Annotated in this window: 25 protein-coding genes and 1 tRNA gene; 3 read left to right on the top strand and 23 right to left on the bottom strand. The window is 61.9% G+C overall.

The features are described 5' to 3' along the window. Positions 1-27: 27 nt before the first annotated feature. The 18 genes from AC1RRJ_RS06835 to AC1RRJ_RS06750 all read right to left on the bottom strand — a co-directional run bounded on the left by AC1RRJ_RS06835 (position 28) and on the right by AC1RRJ_RS06750 (position 18,974). Positions 28-777 carry a fimbrial biogenesis chaperone gene (locus AC1RRJ_RS06835; RefSeq protein WP_493121002.1) on the bottom strand — a complete coding sequence of 250 codons (750 nt, stop codon included), beginning with the start codon at positions 775-777 and terminating at the stop codon, positions 28-30. 90 nt (positions 778-867) lie between these two features. Continuing rightward, a complete protein-coding gene (locus tag AC1RRJ_RS06830) occupies positions 868-1,332 on the bottom strand; it encodes a hypothetical protein (RefSeq protein ID WP_493121001.1) in 465 nt (154 codons plus the stop codon). Positions 1,333-1,440: 108 nt separating this feature from the next. Further along, positions 1,441-2,040, bottom strand: coding sequence for a helix-turn-helix transcriptional regulator (locus AC1RRJ_RS06825; protein WP_493121000.1), 600 nt, complete (start codon positions 2,038-2,040; stop codon positions 1,441-1,443). Between the two features lie 200 nt (positions 2,041-2,240). Beyond that, positions 2,241-2,855, bottom strand: coding sequence for a response regulator transcription factor (locus AC1RRJ_RS06820; RefSeq protein WP_493120999.1), 615 nt, complete (start codon positions 2,853-2,855; stop codon positions 2,241-2,243). Further along, entirely contained in the window at positions 2,852-4,600 is a 1,749-nt protein-coding gene (locus AC1RRJ_RS06815; protein ID WP_493120998.1) for a PAS domain-containing sensor histidine kinase, read from the bottom strand. Before AC1RRJ_RS06815 ends, AC1RRJ_RS06820 begins: the two co-directional genes overlap by 4 nt. Before the next feature lie 319 nt (positions 4,601-4,919). Continuing rightward, positions 4,920-5,093 carry a hypothetical protein gene (locus AC1RRJ_RS06810; RefSeq protein WP_493120997.1) on the bottom strand — a complete coding sequence of 58 codons (174 nt, stop codon included), beginning with the start codon at positions 5,091-5,093 and terminating at the stop codon, positions 4,920-4,922. Positions 5,094-5,156: 63 nt separating this feature from the next. After that, positions 5,157-6,884: an efflux RND transporter permease subunit gene (locus AC1RRJ_RS06805; RefSeq protein ID WP_493120996.1), complete on the bottom strand. Its 1,728-nt coding sequence runs from the start codon at positions 6,882-6,884 to the stop codon at positions 5,157-5,159. Beyond that, complete coding sequence (locus AC1RRJ_RS06800; protein WP_493120995.1) at positions 6,884-8,242, bottom strand: TolC family protein; 1,359 nt, start codon at positions 8,240-8,242, stop codon at positions 6,884-6,886. Before AC1RRJ_RS06800 ends, AC1RRJ_RS06805 begins: the two co-directional genes overlap by 1 nt. 224 nt (positions 8,243-8,466) lie before the next feature. Next, positions 8,467-9,168: an autoinducer binding domain-containing protein gene (locus AC1RRJ_RS06795; protein ID WP_493120994.1), complete on the bottom strand. Its 702-nt coding sequence runs from the start codon at positions 9,166-9,168 to the stop codon at positions 8,467-8,469. 850 nt (positions 9,169-10,018) lie between these two features. Then, positions 10,019-10,813: an energy transducer TonB family protein gene (locus tag AC1RRJ_RS06790; RefSeq protein ID WP_493120993.1), complete on the bottom strand. Its 795-nt coding sequence runs from the start codon at positions 10,811-10,813 to the stop codon at positions 10,019-10,021. Between the two features lie 14 nt (positions 10,814-10,827). Then, positions 10,828-11,247, bottom strand: a complete 420-nt coding sequence (locus AC1RRJ_RS06785) for a YbaN family protein (RefSeq protein WP_493120992.1) — start codon at positions 11,245-11,247, stop codon at positions 10,828-10,830. Continuing rightward, on the bottom strand, positions 11,231-11,836 hold the full coding sequence (locus AC1RRJ_RS06780; protein ID WP_493120991.1) for a biliverdin-producing heme oxygenase: 606 nt from the start codon (positions 11,834-11,836) through the stop codon (positions 11,231-11,233). Before AC1RRJ_RS06780 ends, AC1RRJ_RS06785 begins: the two co-directional genes overlap by 17 nt. 57 nt (positions 11,837-11,893) lie before the next feature. Next, the gene (locus AC1RRJ_RS06775; RefSeq protein ID WP_493120990.1) at positions 11,894-15,250 is read right to left on the bottom strand and encodes a TonB-dependent receptor domain-containing protein; all 3,357 of its coding nucleotides are present in this window, start codon (positions 15,248-15,250) and stop codon (positions 11,894-11,896) included. A gap of 108 nt (positions 15,251-15,358) precedes the next feature. Continuing rightward, on the bottom strand, positions 15,359-16,279 hold the full coding sequence (locus AC1RRJ_RS06770) for a FecR family protein (RefSeq protein ID WP_493120989.1): 921 nt from the start codon (positions 16,277-16,279) through the stop codon (positions 15,359-15,361). 65 nt (positions 16,280-16,344) lie between these two features. Further along, the gene (locus tag AC1RRJ_RS06765; RefSeq protein WP_493120988.1) at positions 16,345-16,845 is read right to left on the bottom strand and encodes an RNA polymerase sigma factor; all 501 of its coding nucleotides are present in this window, start codon (positions 16,843-16,845) and stop codon (positions 16,345-16,347) included. A gap of 323 nt (positions 16,846-17,168) precedes the next feature. Then, a complete protein-coding gene (locus AC1RRJ_RS06760) occupies positions 17,169-17,666 on the bottom strand; it encodes a DUF3617 domain-containing protein (RefSeq protein WP_493120987.1) in 498 nt (165 codons plus the stop codon). After that, complete coding sequence (locus AC1RRJ_RS06755; protein ID WP_493120986.1) at positions 17,663-17,800, bottom strand: hypothetical protein; 138 nt, start codon at positions 17,798-17,800, stop codon at positions 17,663-17,665. Before AC1RRJ_RS06755 ends, AC1RRJ_RS06760 begins: the two co-directional genes overlap by 4 nt. Before the next feature lie 82 nt (positions 17,801-17,882). Further along, positions 17,883-18,974, bottom strand: coding sequence for an NmrA family NAD(P)-binding protein (locus AC1RRJ_RS06750; RefSeq protein WP_493120985.1), 1,092 nt, complete (start codon positions 18,972-18,974; stop codon positions 17,883-17,885). A gap of 105 nt (positions 18,975-19,079) precedes the next feature. On the opposite strand from AC1RRJ_RS06750, the gene AC1RRJ_RS06745 reads away from it, so the two are divergent. After that, positions 19,080-19,607 (top strand): winged helix-turn-helix transcriptional regulator, encoded by a 528-nt coding sequence (locus AC1RRJ_RS06745; RefSeq protein WP_493120984.1) that lies wholly within the window; start codon positions 19,080-19,082, stop codon positions 19,605-19,607. 77 nt (positions 19,608-19,684) lie between these two features. Here the strand turns inward: AC1RRJ_RS06745 and AC1RRJ_RS06740 are convergent, their stop codons facing one another. Continuing rightward, entirely contained in the window at positions 19,685-20,293 is a 609-nt protein-coding gene (locus AC1RRJ_RS06740) for an NAD(P)-dependent oxidoreductase (RefSeq protein ID WP_493120983.1), read from the bottom strand. A gap of 131 nt (positions 20,294-20,424) precedes the next feature. Here AC1RRJ_RS06740 and AC1RRJ_RS06735 point away from each other — a divergent pair, with 131 nt between their 5' ends. Further along, positions 20,425-20,778 (top strand): winged helix-turn-helix transcriptional regulator, encoded by a 354-nt coding sequence (locus AC1RRJ_RS06735; RefSeq protein ID WP_493121791.1) that lies wholly within the window; start codon positions 20,425-20,427, stop codon positions 20,776-20,778. Positions 20,779-21,041: 263 nt separating this feature from the next. Here AC1RRJ_RS06735 and AC1RRJ_RS06730 read toward each other — a convergent pair whose 3' ends face one another. From AC1RRJ_RS06730 to AC1RRJ_RS06715, 4 genes are all read right to left on the bottom strand, one after another. Beyond that, a complete protein-coding gene (locus AC1RRJ_RS06730) occupies positions 21,042-21,494 on the bottom strand; it encodes an ASCH domain-containing protein (protein WP_493120982.1) in 453 nt (150 codons plus the stop codon). Between the two features lie 793 nt (positions 21,495-22,287). Then, positions 22,288-22,363, bottom strand: a tRNA-Ile gene (locus AC1RRJ_RS06725). A gap of 55 nt (positions 22,364-22,418) precedes the next feature. Further along, the gene (locus tag AC1RRJ_RS06720) at positions 22,419-23,465 is read right to left on the bottom strand and encodes a polysaccharide deacetylase family protein (RefSeq protein WP_493120981.1); all 1,047 of its coding nucleotides are present in this window, start codon (positions 23,463-23,465) and stop codon (positions 22,419-22,421) included. Between the two features lie 18 nt (positions 23,466-23,483). Further along, a complete protein-coding gene (locus tag AC1RRJ_RS06715) occupies positions 23,484-25,145 on the bottom strand; it encodes a histidine kinase dimerization/phospho-acceptor domain-containing protein (RefSeq protein WP_493120980.1) in 1,662 nt (553 codons plus the stop codon). A 183-nt stretch (positions 25,146-25,328) separates the two neighbouring features. On the opposite strand from AC1RRJ_RS06715, the gene AC1RRJ_RS06710 reads away from it, so the two are divergent. Beyond that, positions 25,329-25,802, top strand: coding sequence for an Lrp/AsnC family transcriptional regulator (locus tag AC1RRJ_RS06710; RefSeq protein WP_088470710.1), 474 nt, complete (start codon positions 25,329-25,331; stop codon positions 25,800-25,802). The last annotated feature ends 76 nt before the right edge of the window (positions 25,803-25,878 follow it).

The following is a 25,878-nucleotide window of genomic DNA, read 5'->3' as shown; positions in this document are numbered from 1 at the left end:
CGGCCAGTTTTGGGAAGTCGTGCAGACCTAGTCGCGCTTTGCCCCACGATCATCTCCCATCTGGTCCAGCACAAGGCGAGCGGGAGCTTTGATTTTTCCCGACAATGTGATGTCGCGGCTGTGTCCGGGCTCGAGGAAGATCGCATCGCCATATTTGATGTCCGAGATGCTGAGAGGGTCGACCTTGCCGCCGTGATCGAGGCCCCAGCCGATACGGGTCAGATCCGCGACGCCATCGCCCTGATTGATCAGGCGTGCGTGCAACAGACCCTGGGCGTCGGGCGCAGGCTCGGCTACGACCGTGACATCGGGTTTCATCTGTTTGGCCTGGACGATGGCCGTGGTGTTGAAATTGAGCGACAGCGCAAGATGGGTCTGGGCCGTCGCGGCAGCGTCCGGACGAACCGCCTCGACCGTATTCGTCTGGTGGACGCGAAGAACATAGACCCGTCCCTTGGGCAGCGTCGAGGGGCCGATATAGCGGACCTGGAACAGTTGCGCCTTGTCACCCGCGACACTCGCCTGCGGCGGGAAGATGACAAAATCATCGGTCGCCGGCGTGAAGGTCCGCACACCGGCCTCGTCCGCGGTCACCGCATAGGGTTCGACCTCCACATTGAGCAGGCCTTCGCGCGAATTCTGGACCGTCAGCCGAACGCTCGCGCCCGAACCGCCGGGCGTCAGCGTATAGATCATCGGCTGGACGCTGTAGGCGAAGCAAAGCGATGCCGGCACCACCGCCAGAGCCAGGCCCAGTCCATAAAGAGATCGCCGCATAAAAATCCTTTCCAGGGCCGATGATGGAGGCGGAGGGGCCGGGAGCCCCCGATGCGGTAGAGGCCCCCGGCACGGTCGGAGAGGGGGGAGTCAGCCGACCGTAATATTCCACGATTCCGTATAAGCGCCTGCGAGGTAGGGGGTGCTCAGCAGTTGCACCGAGAAATCACCCGGAAGGCCCGCAGCAACATTCGCGTCGGGCGCGCCGATCGGTGCACTGACGGGTGCCGGCCCGAGGTTGACGGCATTGAACGGCAGCAGGTTGCCGTCGAGATCCATCGTCATTGTATAATCGACTTGGGTCGCGGCGGGTCCGGCGAAATAGCCATTGGCGGCATCGACGGTGACCGCCTTGTTGCCCGCCTGATTGCACTTCACCAGCACGCCGGCGATATTCTGGATGGTGGATTTGGCGGGATCGAACGTCCGCGGCGTCACATCGACCTGGCAAACCGGCACGATGGTGCCCGTGGTGGTCAGCGTACCGGCATTGGCGGTGCCCGCAAGTCCTGCACTTGCCAGAATGGCGACAGCGATAATCCTGGAAACAGACATGTCACATTCCTTTTCATCTCATTTCCGCCAACTCGACGGAAATTATGAAATAGTTAAATAGTGTAATTATGTCTTCGCCAATATTCACTACCATGATTTGTGGTCAATTTAGATGAGTAATTGCGATATTATGCACATACTCAATATTATTTTCTGCGCTTCCGCCGAAGATCTTGCTCCAATTTTTGCATATATCGACCTTTGATGTGACCTTATTGTGTGAATTGAGAGCCCCAAGGATCGTGATATTTCCTTCGGACATACGGCTTGCGCCAAGCCGTTGAGGACGAGTCCTTCGCATTCGGTGATCCCGAAATCGTCAACGATCGAGGCAAGATCGACCGGTCGATTCAATTCCACTTTGGCGGCGGAAATATGGAGCGCCAATTGCTCCTGCCGGATCGGCTCGACGACCACCGCCAGAACAAATTCCGGAGCGATTCGATAGATATGCCGCCCCTCCCGGCCCATCACCCCTTGCTGAATAGGATCATTTGCCCTTCGCCGGAGCGGCGGCAGATGCAGGCGTCGCTGACCATCAATCTGAATATGGCCGTCGCTCTTCAGAACATGGGCCGCATCGTTCATTGCCAGAACGGTCTTGTCCACATCAGCGACGAAACGCGCCGTGTGGTCATTGTCATACCACGCTGCATAGTCACTGATCGCGGGGATCCCCCCGGAATCCATTCGGATGGCGCTACTCATCGGTTACCCTCTTGTTCCGCATTGGCGTCGGCCCTTTCCGGAACCTGACGCGGTGCAATCCGATTACACGACCCAAATCAGGACGCCCGAGTACCGCCGACCTCGATGCCGGGATATTCGTACAGATACGTAGTTAATTTCGATGACGCCAAATGTTGATGCCTGCAGGCGCCCGGGGCGTAACCCGATAAGGTCTATGATCAACCGCCAATGCCGGCCGCGAACGCGAGGCGCAGCGCCTCCGACAAGCTGCGCGCGTCGAGCTTGGACATAAGATTGGCGCGATGCACTTCGACGGTTCGCGGCGAAATACCCAGATCATAGGCGATCGTCTTGTTCGGCAGCCCCCGTGCCAGCCCGTCAAGAACCTCGCGCTCGCGGAGCGTCAACACCCCCAATTGAGTCTGGGCCTGCGTCGTCCGGGCCACGGCGCCGTCGGCGACCTCCATCCGCTCGAAAGCCGCCTTGATCGCGCCCAGAAGCGCGACCCTTTCAAAGGGCTTTTCCAGAAAGTCGACCGCGCCATCCTTCATCGCCCGCACTGCGATCGCAATATCGCCATGACCGGTCAGAACGATGACCGGCATCGCGACTCCGCGATCGGACAGAATTTTCTGGACCTCGAGACCATCCAGTTCGGGCATGCGAACGTCGAGAAGAACGCACCCCGGCGAAATATTTCGGATGTCCTTGAGGAACGCGACGCCCGTCGGCCATGTCTGGACCGCATATCCCGCCGTTTTGAGCATGAAACCGACCGAGCGACGGATCGCATCTTCGTCATCGACGATGTGAACGAGTTCTTGGGGTGTCATTCGCGATCCTCCATCTCGGCGCGCGCCAGCGTGAAATGAAATTCGGAGCCCCCCCCAGCGCCGGCCTGCATCCAGATGCGGCCGCCATTGGCTTCGATGATCGTACGACAGATAGAAAGGCCGAGGCCCATTCCGTCGCTCTTGGTGCTGACAAATGCGGTAAAAAGCTGCCCATTCATCCCCCGGGCGATGCCCGGTCCCGTATCGGCAATGATAACACGGACAAAGCCTGGCTGGTCGGGGCGACTCGACACGGTCAACTGGCGGACCGGGCTGTCGGCCATCGCCTCGACGGCGTTGCGCACCAGATTGATCACCACCTGCTGGATCTGGATTCTGTCGACAAGAACCGGCGACGCACGGGGATCAAGGTCGAAGCGGGGTTCGCTTCCCTTTTCGCGCGCAGCGACCAATCCCATCAGTGCGGATTCGTTGATGAGCGCGGGCAAGTTTTCAATCGTCTTTTCGACTTCGCCGCGCGCGACAAAATCGCGCAGGTGGCGAACGATATGGCCCGCTCGCAATGCCTCTTTTGCCGTTTCGTCCAGCGCCCCTCGGATCATCGGCAGGTCATCCTGGCTCGGCTGCACCAGAAGGTCGCGTATGGCCTCGACATAATTGGTCACTGCGGTCAGCGGCTGGTTGAGTTCATGGGCCAAAGTCGATGCCATCGTCCCCATCGCACTGACCCGCGACACGTGAAGAAGCTCGGATTGCAAGGCTTCAAGCCGTTCCTCCGTCCGGCGCCGTTCGGTCAGGTCGCGAACGAAACCCGTAAAGAGGCGCTGAACGCCGCCCGTCGTTTCGCCGATCGACAACTCCATGGGAAAGGTCGAGCCATCCTTGCGCTGGGCAAAGACGACGCGGCCAACGCCGATGATGCGCTTTTCCCCGGTTTCGAGATAGCGCCTGATATAAGCATCGTGCCGCTCGCGATCGGGCGACGGCATCAACTGGCTGACATTGATGCCGAGCAGTTCGGCCTCGCGATAGCCGAACAATCGCTCGGCCGCGGCGCTGAACGACAGAATATGGCCTTCGTGATCGATCACAACCATCGCGTCGGGAACGGTCGACAGGATCGAGCGGAGGTGGCTTTCCTGCGAACGGATCGCCTCCTCGGCCGCTTTCCGGTCGGTAATATCGGACACGATTTTGGCAAAGCCGCGCAGCTCTCCCCAGCTCCCGAGCAACGCCGTGATCGAAATCGCCGCGAGAAACTCAGTTCCGTCCTTGCGGACCCGCCAATCCTCCTCCTCGACGCGCCCCTGCTCCACCGCGCGAGCGCAATCTCTCTCGGGCTTGCCGTCCCGCACCGCGTCCGCAGGATAAAAGATCGCGGCATTCTGTCCGATGACTTCAGCCTCTGACCATCCGGTAAGGCGCTCCGCCCCTTCGTTCCAAATGGTGACCCGGCCATCCGCATCGAGCAGGTAAATCGCATAGCCCTGAACCCCGTCGATCAGGAGGTTGAGTTCTTCCGTCACGACATCGGCCTGGGCCGCGTGACGCGCGGCGCGGCGATCGCTATCTGCAACGCGTGTTTGCGAGCGTTGCATCGTCGCGGCCAGCCAGATGATCGCAATGGCCGACGCCAGGAAGACCGCGGCTTCCACGATGTTGACCGCTTCTGTGTCCCGAACGCCCGCAAAATAGAGCCCGAACAACGATGCCGGGACGAGGGCAATGGAGGACGCTGCCGGGCCCGTCGCGACCGCCGCGCCAAGGATAGCCAATGTAAACATTATGTAGGGCGCCGCGCCGCCGAGCCAGGGGTCAAGCGCATAACGAAACAATGCTGCCGCACCGACCATGGCGAGAGCCAAGGCAAGCCGGACAGGAAAGGATCGGTGCAATGACAGCATAGTCAGCGCGGCCTCCCCCCGAACGCATGCATGGCTTGCCCCTACACCAGCCCGTCCGAGACCAGCATCATAGCTTCACCTGGCAACGAGCGATATGGTGAGAAATCAGGAAAACGACCGACTGCCGCCACGGTCCGTCAAATGCTGGGCTCGACGCCGGGTCGCCGACCACAGGAGACCTTCGCGATCGGCACAACCCTCAAATTGCCGATGTGGGCGGCGATGCGACGGTACGTGCCGCCTGATCCAGGTCGATCACAGCGTCTGCCTCATCGAGCACCATCCGGATATCATGATAGAGCTTGGCGAGGGCATCGCGGTTCAAGGCCGGCTCGCGGTAGCTGCCCCCCCCCCTTGGCGGCGCGAGCAGCAAGGGATTATCCTGTGTGAACGCGAGCGGCCTTCCAAAGCCGGAAAGCGCATCTGAACGCCGGCGTCATCCGACCGGCCTCGGTTCGCGCCGCGTGAGCGCCAGCAGCACCGCGGGAAGAAAAAGTAGCACCAGCGGCACCGCAGCGATCAGACCAAAGATGATCGCCGTCGCAAGCGGTTGCTGAAGGCCGGCGCCGCGGCTGAGCCCAAGCGCCAATGGCGCAAGAGTGAGGACGGCGATCAGGGCCGACATCAGGATCGGACGCAGCCGTTTCTTGCCGGCCTCAAGCAAGGTCACGGCTGTCACGGGCTGGTCGCGATCGATCTCGGCGAGAAAGAAGATGACGAGCTCGGCGACCATGCCGACGACCATGGTGAGACCCATCAGCGCCGAAATGTTGAGTTCGATCCCAATGATCCACAGCCCGATTATCACGCTCGCCGCCGTGAGCAGCACCGTGGCAATTGCCGCGACCGTCCAGCTGGCCCGCTCGAACAACAGGGTGATAAGCAAGGCGCTGAGCAGCAAGGCGGCGGCAAATACCAGCGAGAGATCGGCGAAGCTCTTCTGCTGTTCCGCATAAAGTCCGCCATAATCGACGCGGACCGAGGCGGGCAGCTTCAGCTGGCTGACCGCGCCCTTGATCTCGGTCATCGCCGATCCGAGATCGCGCCCGTCAAGCCGCGCCGTCACGGCGATGTAGGGAGCAAGATTCTCGCGGGTGAGCTGCTTCTGCCCGGCCTGGACCGACACGGTTGCAACCGCGGCAAGCCGGATGCCGCTCCCATCGGGCGCGACGAGCGGCAGGTTTTCGATGCGTGCGACGTCGCTGCGCAAATCCTGCGGCGCGCGCACGCGCACATCGATGAGTCGGGCGCCGATGCGCAGCTGCGTCGCCGGCGCGCCGCCGACCGCGGTCTCGAGCTGCGAGGCGATGCTGTCGGGATCGAGGCCATATTGCGCCGCGGCGCCGGGATCGACCGCGATGCTGATCGCATCGCCGGCCACACGCAGGCCATCAATCATTTCGACGACGCCCGATATCTTGCCGATGCGCTCTCCGATCGCTTTTGCCGCCACTTCAAGCGCGGCTGTATCGTCGCCGAACAATTTGACTTCGATTGGTTGCGGAACGGCAGTCAGGTCGCCGATCAGATCTTCCATAAGCTGGATCAGCTCGACTTCGAGACCCGGCACTTCGGCCGCGATCTTGTCGCGCATGTCGGTCATTACCGCTTCAATATCGCGCCGCGAGCCGCCCTTGAGGCGAATGAAATAATCGCCCTCGTCGGCTTCGGTCAGTCCCCCGCCAAGCTGGAGCCCGGTGCGCCGCGAGAGGCTAGCGCGGGAGGCATCGGCGGCCTGTTTGGCGGCGCGCGCCGTTTCGACCTCTGCATCGCTCACCAAGCCGTCGGCGCGGAGCCGCCGCGCCCTGGCGTGCGCAAGGTCGGCAGCGTTGGCGTTCGCCGTGGCCGTGACAAGATCAAGCCGCGCGGCCGGACTCGGATTCAACCGCACCAGCACCTGACCGCGTGCGACACGGCTTCCGATCGGCGCGTCCACCGACTGGACCAGCGCTTCGATCGGCGCCGACAGCGTATATTTGCCCGCGCCATTGGCCTCCGCCGCGCCGTAAAGCGTGACCTTCTCGTCGATATCACCCGTGGTCACAGGCGCGACATCGATCGTCGCAACCGGATCGGCGGTCGCATTGCTGTCGCTGGGCGACTGGCAACCGCTCACAAGGAGACCGCAGGCGAGCGTCAGGGTGAGCGATTTCCGGTTGATCATCAAGTCCAGGATTCCTGCGGGGCGCCGACGAGCAATTCGAGCGCGATGGTCTGTTCGGCGATCGCCTGTTCGGACTGGAGGAGGAGCAACTGGCGGTCGCGAAGACTCTGCTCGGCGACCTCCGCGGTCGCAAGCGCCAGATCGCCGCGCTCCGCCGCGCGCCGGCTCGCGAGCGCAAAGGCTTGGATGGCGGGCATGCTCGTTAGCAGCGATTCATATTGCCCGCGCGCGATCGCGAGACCAGACACGACAGCGGCGATATTGGCGCGGGTCTGGAACAGGCGCGCATCATATTCCTGATGCAGCGCCTGTCGCGTCGACTCAGCGACTGCGATGCCGCCGCGATTGCGGTTCCAGAGCGGGAGGGTGAAACCGATCGAGGGCCCGAACAATTTGTTGCCGCCGGTATCGCGCGCGCCGTTTATCGTGAGATCGAGGTTCGGAAACTGATCGAGGATCGCCCGGCGGACCGCCGCTTCCTGTGCATCATAGCCCGCGCGCAATGCGGCGAGGTCGCTGCGATCTGCAAGAGCGATCGCAAAGAGGCGATCGGCATCGGGCACGTCCGCCGGCATCGGTGCAGGTGCCAGCCGCAGTGCATAATCCGGCGGCAAGCCAAGCAGGAGATGAAGCTCGGAACGCGCGGCCGCGAGATTGGTCTGGGCGCTGCGATAATTGCTCTGGGCATCGAGCGCGGCGATACGCGATGACTGGGCCTGATCGGGCGAAATATCCCCGCGGCCGGCCGCCCTCAAATAGCGTTCGAACAGCGCTTCACTGGCATCGGCGCTGGTCGCGCTATTGGCGAGCGCCTGCTCGAGCGCGAGTACGCGCACCGCCTGCAGCCGCGCATTGCACGCGGTCTGCCATTCGGACCAGGCCAAGTCCAGCCGGACCTGCCGCGCCTCGGCGACGGCTTGGGCGCGCTGCACTTTTTTCGTGCGGAGCGCACTGAGGCTAAAGCCCAGCGCCCCCGTGATATTGTCGAGCGGGTCAGGGCCCGACAATATATGATCGACGCCAAAGCTGAAGCTGGGGTCCGGAAGAAGTCCGGCAGCAAAGACCTGTGCGTCGCTCACCCCGGCACGGGAGCGCTGCGCTTTGAGATCGGGATTGGCGATCACCGCAAGGATTGCAACGCCGTTGGGATCGAGTGGCGCCGACAAATCGAGCGCGACCGGCTTCAGATAAGGTCGCACAATGGTCGCCGCATCGCGCGACACAATATCGTTCAGCGGCGCCTGAAGCGACGGCGCAGCAAGAGGGTTGGCGAGGAGTGGCCGCGGCTCATAGTGAGCACATGCCGCCAGTGGCAAGAACAGCAACAGCGCCGTCGAGGTCCAGAACCGCTTGGTCATGCTCGAACGATACCCCCTTCGTGTCTAGCAACTCACCCATAACAGCTCACCATCATTCGGATATATGAGAATGTCCCGTTTCGACATTGGGGCGTTGACGCCGCCAGAACACGAGACCCGCACCGCGGAAGACAACGGCGGACGCCCTGTTTCCCCTATCATGCGGGCAATCGCAATGAGCACGTCGCCAGCGGTGATCAGGCCACCCCCCAGCCAGGCCCGGATCAACCGACTCTCCGCGAGGAACTGGACCCCGAACAACGCGCGCGACGATGCGCGCGCTTGATCATCTGGATGAAGTGCAGCGCTTCGGGGCGCAGTGCGGCTTTCGGCGCCGAGGCAAAGGAGACCGAACCATGCGCCTCGCCGGGAATATGGGCTGGAACGGTCAGCCCGTCGCCGATCCCGTGCCGGCGCGCCTCGGACAATATTTCATCATCGTCAGGCCGCGGCGCGGTGTAGCGCGAGAGATCGTGCCAATAGAAGCCGGACAAGCTCCTCTGGCTCGCGCGATGAACGGGATCGGACAGACCGAGCCGCCGCTCGTCGAACCAGCGCGCCCATTCCTCGGGGTAATTGTGGATGCGGATGCCCCGCTCGGGCGCCGCGAGAAAATCGATATGATGCGATAGCGCAAACCAGGAGCAGCCGACGCGCGCGCAAGCGTCTTGCAGCAGGTCATTCAGACCGGCCTGATCTTTCACCCGCATAACCGCATGCGCGAAAGCGTGCGCGGCATCGATCGTCGGCATTGCGACCCATGGCAGTGCGAGGCCGGTGTCGCCAAGCCAGCGGCCCGCACTGCCCCTCGTCGATGCCGACGGGCCAGCCCTCTCAACCAGGCGACCCGCCAGCGACGGTGATCGCCGCTGGTCCAGACGATCGATTAGCCGCGCGATGATGCAAATGGCTTTGATATATTTCAAATATATTCAGCGAATAGAACCAGACTGGGGATTGTTACTACTTTATGACATCAGCTAACCGACTGCTTCGCCATCGCCCGGTCGAGAACTGCTTCCCGCTGCCGCCGCAACCGGATGGTAGAAAAGGATCGACAAATTTCGGCATTAATGGCATGCAAACAGGGCAGTCTGGATCACGCTCTTGCAGATGTGTGGGACAACGTCTCGCGGATATGTAATTGTAAAAGCATTACAATTACATGGGTTTGAAATTCGAAACCCACCCTGTCCGCCAAATGCCTGTCTCAACACATCCTGAGCCGTTCAATAAATAGCCCTTATCCTAAAGGGTTATTCGGCACTCTGGCCCCCACGCACGCCCCGGGACCCCGGCTGGTCGATTTGTACATCGGGACGAGATGCGGGAGAGAATCAGCCATGAGGAAACTAACTGTATCTGCGGTGAAACGCGTCACCAGATGGATGGACGCACTGCCCTCCTGTATCGGCTCAATGCTGCTGGATCTCTCTCGCGGCAGGCGGGCTCTGGGAATCGATATTGCACCCGCATTTTGTCGCGCGGTCCTGGCCGCCCGAGTGGCCAAGCTCGCCAACGCAGAAGCCAGGCGGGCATCAAGAGGCCGAGCGCCTCGGCCCTCCCGTCAGGCTGTTCGATCGGGACGGTGCCGCTCGGACCTCCTGCGCTTTCGGAGCGCCGTTTGCTCGGGTTTGTCGGCTTCGGTTCCTCAACACGGCGGATCAGGAGTATCGCACTAGGGCGTCTGCGGCGAACTGACTTGTTGTCAGTCACTACTCTCTTGCCGAACAGGCTAGAAGGACGCTCGTCCAAAGGGGCAGATTTTTATGCTCGTCAATGCGTGAAGAATTCAATGTCGACGCTCAGTTCGATTTCCGCCGGCATGTCATCCGGAATGGCAGGAAGAGGTTGCGCGCGCTTGAGCGTGTCGATGGCCGCGCGATCGAGCATGGCCGAGCCGGAAGACCGGCTTAAGCGGCTCGATAGCAGACGGCCCTGCCGGTTCATCCGGAACCTCACCTGCGCCACGCCCTGCTGACCGCGCGCGCGGGCCGCCGCCGGATAACGGCGAAATTTTTCGAGATGGGCAAGCAACAACGCCTGCCACGTCGACTTCACATTTGTGGCGGCGCGGCTGGCCGGAGGCGCGGGCACCGATTTGGGCGCCGTCGTCTCGGTGACAGGCTCGACGGCTCTTGCCTGCTCGGACGGTTGCCGCGCGGAATTGCCGGGCACGGGAAGCAGCGGTGTATCGGGTTGCGGCAGCTTGTCCTGCGATTTTGGCGGGCTTGCGACGCGCTGTATCTGTTCGGGTCCCTCAGGAACCTCACGGACAGGTTCGGCAGGCGCCTCGAGGCGTTCGAGGTTCACGACGGTCAAGGGTTGGGTCGCGGCAACCATCGCGGGAACGCGAGGCAGGCTCAGAAAGGCCGCGGCAACGAATGTGAGCAAGACCGCGGCGGTGCCACCTGTCCCTGCAAGCCGCGAACGCCAATCTGCAGCTTGATAGACGTGATCCATGGGCCGGCCTCGAACCGCCACAATGCCAGCAGTATCGACGATCCCGCCAATGTCCGCGTCGGGCCGGGGCGAAGCAGCCACCGGGCTCGCACGGGTCCCTTCGTCCAACAACGCCGCACTCCTCACGACACAGCGACCGGTTCGGGCCGCCGCGCGATCCAGACCGCCCAGAAGAGAAGAAAGATGCCAATCGCGCACGAGACAGCCCAGCCGGGCCGGACGTGCAGCCAGAAAATCGCGAAGCCCGCAGCCATGCCGAGGCTGGCCAAAATCTTGGCGCGGCGCGGCACCGCCCGGCGCTCGCGCCACGCGCGCAGGCCGGGTCCGAAACGCGGATGGCCGAGGAGCCACGCTTCCAGGCGTGGTGACGACTTTGCAAAGCAGGGCAGCGCGAGCAGCATGAAGTCAACCGTCGGAAGCAAGGGCACGACCATTCCGACGAAGCCCACGCCCACGAGCAGCAGGCCAAGAGTCAGCCAGGCCAGTCGTGCCGCGCGTCCTCGCCGCACGGCGCCGGCACCGGGCTTAACGGAGACGGACATCGGCGAGCGCCTGCACGCGCGCGAACGCCGCATTGGCGCCGGCCACCGCGCGCGCTTCCTCGTCGGGCGTCAGGCTCGTCGCATCGAGACCCGCGGTGAACGCCCGCCAGTGCGCTGCCGGACCTTCGGGCGCCGGGGCAAGATGGCGCGCGCCATACTGATCGGACAAGCCGATTTTGGCGACCTCCTTGCGCAGCAGGGCGGCGCCCATATTCGATCCTTCCGCGACATAGAGCCAGCCGAGGGCGGTTGCCGGGTCGATGCTCCCCGGCCTGAATGCGGGTTCGGAGTCTTCCGCCGGGACGGCACGCTCCAAATCGGCAAGATCGGCGGCAATCAGGGCAAGACGGCGGCGGGTCTCCAGACCGGGGAGAAGCGCCTGCAACGCGCCATCGTCATAAAGCGCCTCGATATCGCGGTGGAACAGAAACTGGACCTCGACGAAGCGTGCATAGCCCTCAAGGCTGTCGAACGCCGCCGCCGCCATGATCGAGCGGTCGAGCCGGTCGTGCATTTGATGGGTCTGCGCCTTCAGCCGCTTTGAGCGTGGCAGCTCGGACGATATGTCGAGAGTGGAAACAAGAATCATGAAAACAGCCTTCTGATGGAGACGATGGGTGCGGCCTTCGACAGGAAGGCCGCCACCTCAAAAGCGATAGGCAATGCCGACGCGGACCGACTGGCTGACGGGATCCCGGCTGGCGCGTCGGCCATCAACAACCGAGGCGGACCGGGTGACCGTTGTTTCGACGACGGTGCGAACACCGGTCACGGGGTCGACGACCGTCTGCCGCTGGATATAGTTCGGCATCACCCCCGCCCGCGCGTCATCGAAACGATATTCCTTGCGGCCGAAATCGCTGCGCAGATATTCGGCGCGCACCGACCAGCGATCGCTGAGCGCGAGCTCACCGCCAAGACCGCCGACCCAGCCCATATGGGTTCTGCGATCTTCTTCGGCGAAGCTGAGAATGGTGCGGCTCGGATTCTGGACTGCTGTGGCGCCGACGAATTGTTGGCGCTCGACCGCATCGCGCCGCCAGGTCAGGCCTGCGGTTCCGTATAGAAGAATCCGGCCCAACGACTGCCCGACGCGGGCCCGCAGACTTCCATGCCAGACGTTGCTGCCCCGGTAGACCGCCTCGACATTGTTGAAGTTGGCAAGGATGCTGCTCTCGGCAGCGAGATAATTATTGCTGCCCTTCGAGGTGCCTTTGCCAAAGTCGCCTTCCAGGCCGAAAACGAGACCACTCGCGAGTTGCCAGTTGTAGCCGGCGACTCCGCCGAAGGTCAGGCCGCCATCGTCGAAACGCCCGCTCTCGGGCGAGGCAGCACCATTTTCTCGCACCACAACCGAACTCGCATCGACATCGGCATAGCCCGAAACGGCGCCCACATAGAGGCCGGACCAGTCGCCGTCGAAAGCCTCCAGCCGCGACTGGTGCGGCAAGGCGTCGCGTTCGTTCGAGCGCTGCGGCCCGCCGAAGCGGCCCGTCACGCTCAGACGAACGAGGCGGCCCGGCGAGGGCGTGCGCGCACGGCTCAATGCATCGAGATAATAGCGATTGCCGATATTCTCGACGCTCGCGCCGAGCGTCAGATGCTCGCCGATATCGAAATTACCGAACAAATCAAACACCGCATAGGGCGACCATTCCGACGCGACGCTGCTGCCATTGTAGAGAGCCCGGCGACCGACGGCGCGCTTGCCGGCGAACACGGTGCGCGCGCCCAGCGTCAGGCGATCCGACAGTAAACGGCCGCCCAGCGTGACCGCTCCCGAATATTTCGCGGGCACCGCCTCGGACTTGTAATCTTCGCCGCTGGTGAAATGGCCGCACGGCAGATAGCTGTTCTCGCCGGTCGGATTGCAGAACTGGACGTCGGTGTAATAGTTGAACTGCCCCTGCAGAAACAGGCCCCGCCAGTTATAATCGACCGACGCCTCGATCCCGCGGAACTTCACCTCGGGAATGTTGGTGTAAGTGCGGTAATTGGTCGGCAGCCCGAAAGCGGTGCCATATTCGCGCATGATGAAGTCAGAGTAATGATTGTCGAAATAGACCAGCTTGGTCTTCAATCGATCATCACCGAACACGCCGTCGCGCAGAACATTGATACCGAGTTCGATGTTGCGCGACTTTTCGGGGCGCAGCAGCGGGTTGGGCCGGATCAGCGAATCCATGTCGAGCAAGGTTTCGCGCAAGGTGGCCGGACGCCAGCCTTGGGCATAGGTCACGAACAGCTGGATGCCGTCCGACGGCGTGACGGTGAAAGCCGCACGCGGGTTCACCCTGTCGCCCTTCAGCCTCAGTTCGTCATCGCCGCGCCAGTTGACGCCGCTCGTCCGGAACCATTCGTAGCTGAGCCCGCCCGAGAGTCGGGCCCAGTCGGTGAGGTCGAGATCGGCATTGGCATGAACGCGCCCGAGCTTGCGAGTTCCATCAAAGAAGAGGTTGTCGCCCCAAGGGGGGACCGGCTCGGTCCGGTTCGAGCTGTTTTCAACCGAATATTGCCCGCCATATTTAAGCGCCAGTTCGCCGAGTGGCGTTCCGATCAGCGACAGGTTCCAGATATCTACGCCCTTGGTGACGCTTTCCGACCTCAGATTGTAAGCGCCCCAATAGTCATTCACATCGCTGACCCATGCCTCGGCGCGCAAGTCGATCAGTTCGTTGTCGGCGGGCTTCCAGCGATATTTGGCGGTGTAGACATTGGAAAGAACGTCGCTGAGCGGCGCTTGCTCGATCCACGACCACTGACTGAACGGATTGTTGGCGTCGGGATATTCCTCGCCGTGCTTGCTGTCGTAGCGAATATATCCAAGCTCGATCGCATGACCGTCGCCGAAGCGGGCGGTCGCCTTAAGCAGGGCGGCCTGCGTGTCGCGAGAGGTGTTGAACACCTCTCCGCCCTTCTTGTAGAGCGAGATCGGATGCTCCGTGACGACGCCGGTGCGGCTCACCAGCTCGGTTCGATCATTGCCTTTGGTGCCCGCGGTGTAGTTGCCGTTGCGCCGTTCGACGAAGGCTCCCACCAGTTCGAAATTCTCGCCGCGATAAGCGGCCGCGATGCTGAGGTTTCTTGCATCGGTCGTGAAGCCGCCGCGCTCGAAGCGCTGCACGCGTGTGCCCGTGGCCGGCGGTTCGAGGCTGTTGTCGCCGATCCCCGCCTTGAGGCGCACACCGAATTTGTTGTCCTCGCCGACAAGGTCATGCGCGACGATCGTCCGCATATTGACCACGCCGCCCATCGCACCTGCACCATAGGCGCCGTCCGAGGGCCCCTTGCTGATATCGATACCACCGATCAGATCGGGATCGATGAAGGTACGGCTGCTGGTGCCGCCATAGCCGCGATAGGTGCTGGTTTGTTGCATAGCGCCGTCGATCAGCGTCGCGACGCGGCCCATGCCCTGAAGCCCGCGGATGTTGAGATCGAGCGACTGGCCGTTGCGATTGCCGGCGGACGCGATCCCCGGTGTGCTCAGGAAAATGTCGCCGGTCGAACTCGGCGGGACGCGGTCGATCTGCTCACGGCTGACATGTGCGGCGCTGCCGGGCGTGCGGTAGGGCTCAATCGCGGCGGTTTCGCGCGAGGAGCCCGCACGGCTGCCGGCGCCCCCGGCGCTTGCGTCCGCGCTCCCTTCAACGCGCAGCGTGCCAAGCTGGATCGACCCTTCGCTCGCCTGCGGTGCGGGCTCGAGCGTGAAGTTGTTCTGGCCCGTCTTGCGATAGGTCAGCCCCGTGCCAGCGAGCAACCGCGACAGAGCTGCTACTGCCGAGGTTTCGCCGGAAATCGCGGACGATCTTTTGCCCACGGAAAGGCTGCTGGGATAGCTGATCAGGAGGCCAGTTTGGGCCATCAGTTGCTGGACGGCCGTGTCGAGCGGCTGTGCGGCAATGGCGATGCTCCGCTGGGCCTGGGCGTGCGCGAGCGGCACCGCGACAGGTGCGACGCCAGCCAGCAATGCAGCGGCCAGACGGACATGCGACGCGATCATGATCTTCCCCTTGACGGACCGCATCGCCCCTTCGGCAATGCTAATGCAAGTCAGTCTCATAAAAGAGACGCGGGAAGATGGGTGATCCTGCAATTTTTTCCGAATTTTTCAGCGGAGGATCAAAAGGCGGTCGGTTACGCGCGACAGCCGCGTGCCCGAAAGGCGCGCCAATTCTTTCATCGCGATCACGGGATCATCAAGGCTGAGCCCCCCACTGACACGAAGCGAGGCAGCGCGATCATTCGTCACGACGATCCAGCCGCGATGATAGCGGCGCAGTTCCTCGACCACTTCGCCCAGCGGCCGGTTCGAGAAATAAAGTCGCCCATCGGTCCAGCCAAAGGTTTCAAGCTCATTGATCCGTTGCACCGATCCGAGATGGCCGTTCTTCAACGCGCCGCCCTCGCCTGCCCCGAGGATCAGCGCAGGGTTTTCGCCGCTGACCCGCATGTCGACAATGCCCTCTGCGACGGCAACATGCTCGCCATCTTCATCGCGCGAAACGGAAAAGCGGGTCCCAATGTCGCGAATGACGGCGTCTCCGCTCAAAAGCCGCAAGGGGCGTTCGTCGTCGGCAACCGCGATCGACACGCGGCCTCGCAGCAGCCGGATGTCGCGGCGATCACGGTCGATCGATACGTCGATCGCCGAGCCGCTATCGAGGATCAGCCGCGTGCCATCGTCGAGCCGCATCGCAGCGATCTCACCAACCGGCGCCGAATGATCCGCCGGCCAGGCCAGCGTCGTGCCCGACAACCGGAGCGATCCTGCAGTGGCAATTGTAAGACAGAGCGCCATCGCCGCCGCGCCAGCCACCGTCCGCCTCGTACGCGGCCGCGCACGCTTCACGGCCCCGGCGAAAGCGACCGAGCCCCATAAGCGCTCGATCCGCGCGTAGGCCTGTTCATGTTGCGAATCCGCAGAACGCCAGGAGGCCAGCGCGGCCGCGTCGACATTGCCGCCGCGTGCCGCAACGAACCAGCCAAGCGCCGCCTGATCGACTTCGGACAATGTCGGCGCTGACCCCATGCTCTCCTCGCGCGCTTGTTTCTTTATTCCCAGACGCACTGGCACCCCCGATCCTGCAACGCGGGTCACAGCTCGTCCTCGACCAGCATGGTCAGGCATTGCGCGATGGCGCGCTCAAGGTCGTTCGAGACCGTGCGCACCGAGATGCCGAGCTTTGCCGCGATCCGGGGGTAGGTCCATCCTTCCACCCGGCTGAGCAGCAGAACCTGCCGCGCGCGCGCTGGAAGACGGCGGAGCACCGCTTCATATCTCCGCTGCCGTTCGGCCTCGATCAGCATCGCGTCGGCGAGCGGCGCGTCGGAAGCCACCTGAAGCGCGGCATCGTCAATCGATGCCGCTTCGAGATGCGCGCGGACCTTGCGGCGGCGCAGATGGTCGATCGTGAGATTGGCGGCGATGCGGTGCAGATAGGCCTTCAGGCTGCGGATCGGCGTCCGCGCCTCATCCTCGGCCGCCACCTGCGCCAGTGCGCGAATCCACGCTTCCTGGACGATATCCTCGGCATCGGTGCGCGAGCGGACGCGCGCCTCGACGCTTGCCACCAGCCCCCGCTGATGCTCGCGCACCGCGCCGGTGATGCGACGATCGGTCAGGACAACCCGACAAGATGACTGGAGGAACGCATGCCTGCGAGCTAGCTGTATTGCGAATTAATCGCAATAAGGAAATTATGCTACAACCGCGATGCGAACACCGCATCTACAATGCACCATTTTGGCCATTTTGAGACTGTTCTCTTTTGGGGGGGAGAAATCTGAAACGCCCTCGACCACCGCATTATACGGGAAAAGCTGATTTTCGTGTCGGATGCGCCTTCAAATAGTCCGTTATCTGGACGGCAAATCGATGCCGCCCATTGCGGTGCGATCTGTCGAGCTGCCGGCGATGGCTATTTCCGGCATGACGCGCCGCCAAATTTCGCGACCTGATCGGCTACCACGCGCGTTGCGCCCTTCTCATTCCGACCGGTCATGGTCAGCCGCAGACTGAAGCCTGACGCATTGTAGGTACCCGTCCGGGCGATGCTAACCGCCCCGCTTTTCTTGGTTTGGCACGACATGATATCGTCGATCCGACCGCCTGCGACTACCGACTTCACGATCGTGCATTTCATCTCGGGCTTGGGCCTCAGCAGCGCCGCCACGCCGGTCTTCGCGTCGGCCGCCGCGAGGCACATACGCTCGGTCTTCGATTGGCCGCGCGCCATTTTCAGCAAAAGACCCGGCGTGCCTGGCGAGACGAGTTCGACGACAGTTCCCTTGATATTCCAAGCCCCGGGCTGCAGCGCCTGCGCAGAAACGACAGCGGGCACAGCGAGAAAAATGAGCATGATCGAGTAGCCCGTGGCGGCAAAACGGGTCGTCGGGCCGATATCAAAGAAACTCATACATTCTCCATGCCGATGTTTTTGCTGCGAAAAAATTCCGACAGGCGAGCGCCAAAGGCAAGCGCCGACATTTTTGTCAATGATTCCCTCCGGTCGATGATGCCGCGCTTTCCCGACTTGTCGTTGCCGATCAAACCATTCGCCCTTTCGAGCGCTCAGGCGATCTGCTGCCAGACGAGGAGCGCCCGGCTCTGTCCGAATGCGACGACCCGGCCGCTACAGCCTGCCGCGACGCTGGTCCTCACTGACCTTGAGAACCGAAGTCTTCCGGATATTTTCCGGTTGCAGCCTTTCCCAAAGCCCACCGCGGCCATCTTCGCGCCCACGCTCTTCTTCGCGTTGCAGCCACTGCTCGGCGCTTCTGATCCGGTCGGGATGGATTTCGTCGAGCAGCGCATAGTCGCGCTGGATGACATCATATTTCCACTGGTTCCAGAAGCCGGTGAAATTGTCGCGGAACGTCATCGTGCTCTTGTCGTCGGGGTCGGCATTATATCCTGCCGGCAGGTCGGCCGCCGCCTTGAGCGGGCCACCGAAATAGTCCGCGATATCGGTATCGATGAACCGCGCCGGCCGGCCGGTCACACGTTCGAAGGCAGCGGCGAGTTCGGCATATTTGACGGGCTCGATCGCGACTTCGAGATTCATGCCGTTCGCACGCCCGGGATTATCGAAAAGCCACCGCGCATAATAGGCGCAGTCCTCAAGGGCGACATGGACCACGGCGCCATCGCCGAGCGGTACCCGCCACGTCACGACACCGTCCTCAATCCGCGGTGTCATTGGCGTGCCGTTCGAAATGGCCATTTCCATATAGGGCCCGGTGGTGAACAGCGCAGCGCCCATCCGTTCATGGTTGGCCTCATTCTGCATCAAGACCCATTCGCCGATCCGGCCCTTGCCGTCATAATGACCGGTGCGGAATTTCGAGTCATATCCCGCCTTCTTCAGGGTATAGTCGAGGTTGCCGTAGACGAAGAATTTGACGCCCTCCTCTAGGGCGATCTCATACGCGCGGATCGCCCAATAGATTTCGGTCTTCTCACCGGTGTTGAAGCCGTCGATGTTGACATAAGCGCCGTCGCAAGCGCGAAACCCCTGTCGCAGCGTTTCTTCGTCGGCGAAGGTGCCTTCGAGGATTTCCACATTGCCCATTTCGAGAAGCGCGCGGGCACGCGCAGACCCCGGATCGCGGCTGAGCGCCAGCACAGAATAGCGGCCGTCGCCGACCAGCCCGCGCACGACGGGCAGCCCTTGCGCGCCCGTCGCGCCGATGACGAAAATTTTCGAGACATTGTGAGATGACATGAGCCGACTCCAGCAGTTGATGTCGGCGAACGTAACTCTTATAATAGGAGCATACAAGCTACAATAATAAGAGTTACTATCATCCCTCATGCGAAGGCTGACAGAATGCGCTCCAAAGGTTTTGACGGTATGGTCTGCTCGATCGCAGACGTCATGGGCGCCCTCGGCGATCGCTGGGGGATACTCGTCATGCGCGATATCCTGCTCGGGCTGAAACGATATGATGATCTTCAGCGTTCGACGGGTGCGACGCACGCAACCCTGTCTGACCGGCTGAAACAGCTCACCGAGAACGGCCTCGTCGACCGCCAGCGGTATCAGACGCGGCCCGAACGCTTCGAATATGTGCCTACCAGAAAGGGATATGACATCGGCTTGCTGATGCAGGCGATGGTCCAGATTGGCGACGGGTGGAAGCGCGCGAGCGGAGAGGCGCCTCCGCTGCGCTTCATCGATGCCCGATCGGGCCAAGGTACGAAACTCGCGGTGATCAACGCCGAAACCGGTGACTTGATCAGGTCCCCGCAAATCGCCGCCGCGCCGGGACCCGGCGCGGACGAGGTCATGATATGGCGCCTCGCCCGCAGCGCCGAAACTACGGACCAACGGCCTGTCGGAGAGACGAAGCGATAAAAGCGACACGACTGGCGGACAAAGGCTGTTCTGGCTACTAGCGGGACGGAACTTACAGGTCTCGTGATCGCGCGCCGTCAATAGCCGACGGTGAAACGCTGGCGAATGTGCCCGGACTTTTCGATCTCGTCGACGAACGCCACCGCGAAATCCTCGAACGAAATGCGGCTACCGTCCGGGCCCACGAGAAGCTCGTCCTTGCCAAGACGGAAAGTGCCCGTGCGCTCGCCTTCGAAAATTTCCGCGGACGGCGACAAAAAGCTCCAGTCGAGATCGTCCGTGCGCTTCAGTAGTTCCAGGAACTCCGCACCCTTGGATGCTTCGGCCTTATAGGCTTCCGGGAAATCCGGCGAATCGATCAGTGGGTTACCACCGGCGAGCAGGCTTCCGGCGCCGCCCATGACGACATAGCGCCGCACGCCCGATGCGCGCACGGCGCCGATCAAGGTATTCGCGTCGCTTGCGGTAAAGTGCACAGCGCTGACCACGGCGTCGTGTCCCCGCAGCAGGCCGGTTAGGCCGGCCTCGTCGAATACGTCGCCCTTGACCGCGTTTACACCGGGCAGTGCGGAAATCCGGTCCGGGTTGCGGGCGATAGCGGTGACCTGGTGTCCGCGATCGGAAAGCTCTTTCAATATCCGTGATCCTCCGCGTCCCGACGCACCGATCAAAGCAATATTGGCCATTTGAAACTCCTTGGTCTTCATTCTATATCAGGTCCATAATCTGGACCAGTGCCCAGATATGATCGTCAAATGATTGTCACAAGGAGTCACTTTGGAGTGACCTTGGAAGGGACGCGGCAGGTGTGGTGTCGATGAACGTAAGGAATCTGAGAGAAGTCTGCCCGATCCGGGGCGTTCTCGACCGGGTCGGAGACCAGTGGAGCTTTCTCGTGCTCAACATGCTTGGCGAGAAGATGATGCGTTTCAACGAACTTCTGCGCGCCATAGGCGATATTTCGCGGCAGATGTTGTCGAAAACGCTGAAGCGGCTGGAGGAAGACGGGTTCATCACGCGCACCCTTTACCCCGAAGTGCCGCCCCGGGTGGAGTATGCGCTGACTGATCTTGGCCGTTCCTTTATGGAACCGATGCAGGCGCTCGTTGTCTGGGCCGATACCCATCATCCGCAGATCAAGGCTGCACGCAGCGCCGCTCAAGCGGCCTGAGACAGGAGTGCCCGGCCATGGGCCGCAGGCGGCTTTCCCTTCACGGCGCCCGCCCAAGCCCTCAACCCCGCGCCCTTGCTGGCGGAGCACTTACCGCTGATGTTGGCCGATTGCGGTCAGACAGCTCCAGCCGGAGATCAAGATAGCCGACATTCCGCACAATGCTCCGGCGATGATCGGAATCGACCGGACAGTTCCGTTATCGAGCCTTGGAAGCCGACGCCCACGAGAAACACCGACAACGCGCCGGGAAGGTCGACGTTTTATCGTGACAGCAGCAGTTCGAATCGTTCGCAAGCAATTTCGAGGTCGTCGTTGACGATGTAGGCACTGCCAGCCAGCACTCGCCGATAATATGCTTCATGTGCCGTCCGCCACCATTCAAGGGTGAGATCCCCCTCGCCCTCATCCTGGGCAAAAGCGGCATCGACCTCACAAAATCGCCTGATTTCAACCGATATGGTGCGAATAATTGCTTTCGCTTCGCCGGCCCAGTTCGTGACAATGGCGTAGTCGCCGGGGCGAGGTATCGGATCTCCCGCCAGTTCGGCAAGAGAGATGGCGGTCGCGCGCTTGCGTTCCGTTACGACCAACTCGGCACAGAGATCGGCGTCAGCCTGATTGTCGCAGAAGTGGAAACTGATCGGGCAATCAGCAGGCGCAGCGGGATTCGCTGCACGATAAACATTCCAAAGTTCGATGACGGAAGGGTGCATTGATGTCGTGTAGCGGCGCTCACATTCATATTCAATTGGGTAACAATAATGCCCGCACCATAATCATGCGGTGTGGATCAACCACGCATCACCATCCCTCCGACCCCTATCCTAACGCAGAAACTGGCCGCTTGCGGACTGGCAGCTTTTGGCGGGAAATTGGGAGAAGCGGGCGTTCGTGATGCGCTGCTTTGCTTTGGCGGCTAACGACCGGTTGTGGAGGTTCACAAGATGTCCGACGAAGAGAATATAGCCGCCGTCGCTACACCGCCATTTCACGCAGTTCGATGCTGCCTGCCTGACGACGAAAGCCAAGACCGAGCCGAGCCGAGCCGAGCCGATCAAAATGTGCGCAAGGAACTGATTTTTAATAGAAATACTTGAGAAGGCGAGGGATTCGAGCCCTCGCCCCCACCCTTGACAAGGTTACGGGCCTACAAATGCGGGCGCAGAGCGCATCTCGCGTGCAACGAATGGGGGCTTTCGGGCGCAAGTCCCGGCGCCGGTTGCGGCCAAGATCGGGCGCAAAGCAGCTGTAGATCGAGCGTGTCGCCGATGCATCTTCTCATGGAGTTTATGGAATGAACCGGCGCTCTTGGAGCTTCATCGTTCTATTACGTACAACCGAAACGCAGGGCTTCTCGAAATCGCCGCGAATACCCCCAAACTGCGTCAGAAAAACCAGGAAATCTCACTTATGATATTGAAAACAAAGGTTGTAGTTTTCACGATCACCTTGAGCCTAGCCCAATCGAATCACTATAAATATTTATTTCATTGAATTTTTAGAAAATGGTGGGCCCGGCAGGACTCGAACCCGCAACCTAGCCGTTATGAGCGGCCAGCTCTAACCGTTGAGCTACAGGCCCCCGTGGGGATGAGCGGGCGATAGCGGAGCGTATGGCGCATTGGCAAGCGCAACGATCAGGCGGGCGCCGCTTTGGCGTCGGCCATGGCCAAAATCTCCGCCGCCGTCGTCGTTTCTACGCCCCGGCGGGCGAGATGATCGAGCACAACGTCCCACCAGCGATAGAAACGGTCGAGATCGGCGGGGCTGCGGACATAGGGCGTATTGCCGGGTTGCAGCGACGGCGAATGAAAGGAGAAGGTCAGGACAGGCAGGCGCAGGTCGATCGCGATGTCGATCGCCCGGCATGCCCGCTCGGCCGGTATGCCTTCAGGGGTCAGCGCGATCCGCTCGACGAGGCCAAAGCGGGCAAACGCGGCCCCGGCACGCGATCCTGGCCGAGCAAAGCGGTGATAGAGCCCCGGCCCCACGCGGCCGAGCAGGCCGCCGAACAATGTCGTCACGGGCACTTCGAGCACTGCAGCCCGATTTGTCCGGACTCGCCACGGATGAAGCGACGCCGCGCGATAGTCGGGGCCATGGCCACCGCGATAATCAAAGCCCGCGCGCACCGACGTGTCACAGCGGAAACCGAGTTCGGCGAGCATTTCGGCCGTGTCAGGGCCCAGCCCGTAACGCCCGGCACGATAGACGGTCGGAGCGGCTCCGAAACGATCGCGGATTGCACCATGCAGCACCGCCATTTTCGCGCGCTGCAAATCCACCGGAAGGTTGCCGGTGTAGCTGTTATAGGCGTTCACATCCTCATCATATGGTGGTGTCACCCACGGATGAAGCTGCGCCCCGATTTCGCAGCGGCCTGCGGCTCGCGCGCCGCCCAGAATCTCCACCGCGCGGTCGTCAGCAACGATCGGCCAATCGACGAGATAAATGGGCCGGACCGTAGCACGGTCGAAATAAGCCTGACATTCGGCGAGCGCCGGGACCGAATCAAGGCGATAGCCGGTGCGCGCGAAGGGGGCGTCCCAGTCGAAATCCTCTTCGGTGTCTATGGTAACCCAGAAACGCGGCCGTTCGCCATCGGCCAACACGACGCGATCGCGCGCGGCCGGATATGCAAAGAAACTGCCCGCCGATTCCACCGCGCCTCCCCCCTTTTGCACCGCCGCCCCCGGCCAGCGCTATTCACCCAGCTTGACATCCAGCTCGACACTGCCGCCCGGGTTGGCTGAGGGCAGATGCAAGGTCAAGGCGTTATGCCCAATGTCGAGCCGTCCGCCCGCGCTGCGCGCGAGGCTGTCGACGAGCCGCAGCGAGAAGCCGAGGCTGAGAATGGCGGCGCCCGGTGCTTCGCCGTCGGGACTGAACCCTGGATCGAGCAGATCCGCAGCCGTTGCAAAACGAATCGCGACGGGACGGACGATGCGCAATTGCAGCATGTCGTCATGCCCGGGTTCCGTCACCAATTGCCCGACCAGGACAGTTCCCGGTTCGGAAATGTCGACAAGCGCCGTCAACAGGCGACCGATCATCCGCCGCGAATTGGCGTCGTCCGACCGGGCAAGAAAGGGGCCTCCAACGCGCGAAATACTAAGGTCGATGTGCTGTTCAGCCAACAAGGGCGCAAGGTCGCTTTCGACATGTGCCATGACCATGCCGATATCGATCGTTTCGTCCGTCGCCGGGGCGCCGGGCGCCTCCTGACCGGTACGGGTCGCAGTGTGGAGGTCATCGATGATCGCCTCGACCGAGGCAGAGTCGGCGACGATCGTTTCGGCCATCGCACGATAGGTGCCACTCACCGGCCCGAACATCTGGCTCGAGATAATTTGCGCAAAGCCCGATATCGCATTGAGCGGGCTACGAAGTTCATGGATCAGCTGACGGATCGAATCGCCCGGGTCGACAGAATCGACCGAAGCGGGCCGACCATAGGGAATTTCATTACCGCGCGGGCGTCGCGCGCTTCCTCGATAGCCGCGGAATTGCCCGGTCGCCGGATCGAACCACGGCAAGGCCGAAAAACGCCATTCGCCCGATTCGGCAGCCGCGCCCTCCAGCACCATGCGTGCGCTGATGATTTCGGCGCGATGCCGAAAAGCGCCCGCGGCGACGCCATCGGTGCCCGGCTCATCGCCGAATGCCGCCTCGGCGATCGACAGGCCGATCGCCGCACCGCGCATGATTCCGTCGATCCAGTTGATGACTCCGTCGGGGCCGGTTTCAAACAGAAAGGCCGCACGTGGGACTTGCTGCTCCTGCGAAGCGCTTGAGGTCCGCATCGACGGCTGGCTGCGCGTTGATTGATATTTATCGATGCGACGGACCAGCTCGCTGATCTGACTCGGCCCGGTGTCGACCGGTACCGCGGCTGCAACGGCCTGTGTGACGGGCGGCGCGACCTCGCTCGCCTCCTCCGCCTGCGGCAGCGCGACCGATCCTGCACCCAGGCTGACCAGCGCGCGTCGTACGGCGTCGGACAGGTCGTTGCGCCCCGCGAGAATCGAGCGCGCCATCGCCCCCGTTGCCGGCAGAAGCGCCGTCCAGTCAGCATCGGAGAGTCGTGCCTGGCGCAGCATCGCGGCCGAAACGGCGGGCACATCATTTGCATAAAAGGCAACAAGCGGCGCGAAACGGCCGTGGCGCGAAACCGCCTGCGCGCAATCCCGGCGAATATTTTCGGGAACCTGGGGGCGCAAAGCCGAGAGCGCATGGAAACTGCGGCGAATATCATCATCACCCAGTTGATTGCCGCGCTGTGCGAGAATATCGGTTAATTGGCGCCACACAGCAATGCTGGCGCGTCGATCCGCTGGCGCCTGGCGCAAGATAGTCGCGATCATCGTGTCAGCAGTCACGCAAAGTCGGCCCCACACTCTTAACGTTGGTTAGCGTAAAATTAGCGGCTAGCGTGAATCCGCCAGTCGTGAAAGTGCCTTCGCCCTGCGCGTCACATTGTGGGACAATTGCAATCGGCTGAAATAATATTATGGTCACCGCAGTTTTAGAAAGCGGATGTTTCAAAGATGGCAAGCCAGAAATTCGACCAGATCGATTTACAGATACTCGGCGAACTCCAGAAGAACGGACGAATGACGAACGTCGAGCTGGCCCAGATGGTCGGTTTGACTGCCCCGCCCTGCCTGCGCCGGGTGCGGGCGCTGGAAGAATCGGGAGTGATCCGATCCTATCATGCCGACCTCGACGCGGCGAAGCTGGGCTATGGCATCACTGTCTTTGCGATGGTCAGCCTGCGCAGCCAAGCCGAAGCCGATCTGAAAGCGTTCGAAGATTATGTCGGCGAACTCGCCGAGGTGCGCGAATGCTATATGCTCAACGGCGAAATCGACTTTCTGCTGAAAGTCGTCGCGCGCGACCTTCAGAGTTTCCAGTCTTTCCTGACCGCACATCTGACGTCGGCGCCCAACGTCACCAGCGTGAAGACATCGCTGACGATTCGCACCGCGAAGCAACTCGCCGGAATTCCCGTCGAATCATAACCGCACGGCGTTGACACCAAAGAAAAGGGCGCTGCTCCATCGGGAGCGGCGCCCTTTTCATTTTTCTGCCGAAACG

The organism is Sphingopyxis sp. GW821-FHT12C06 (assembly GCF_058807415.1).
Note: the sequence above shows the minus strand (reverse complement) of the source record. Positions and strands in the feature narration are given on the sequence as shown.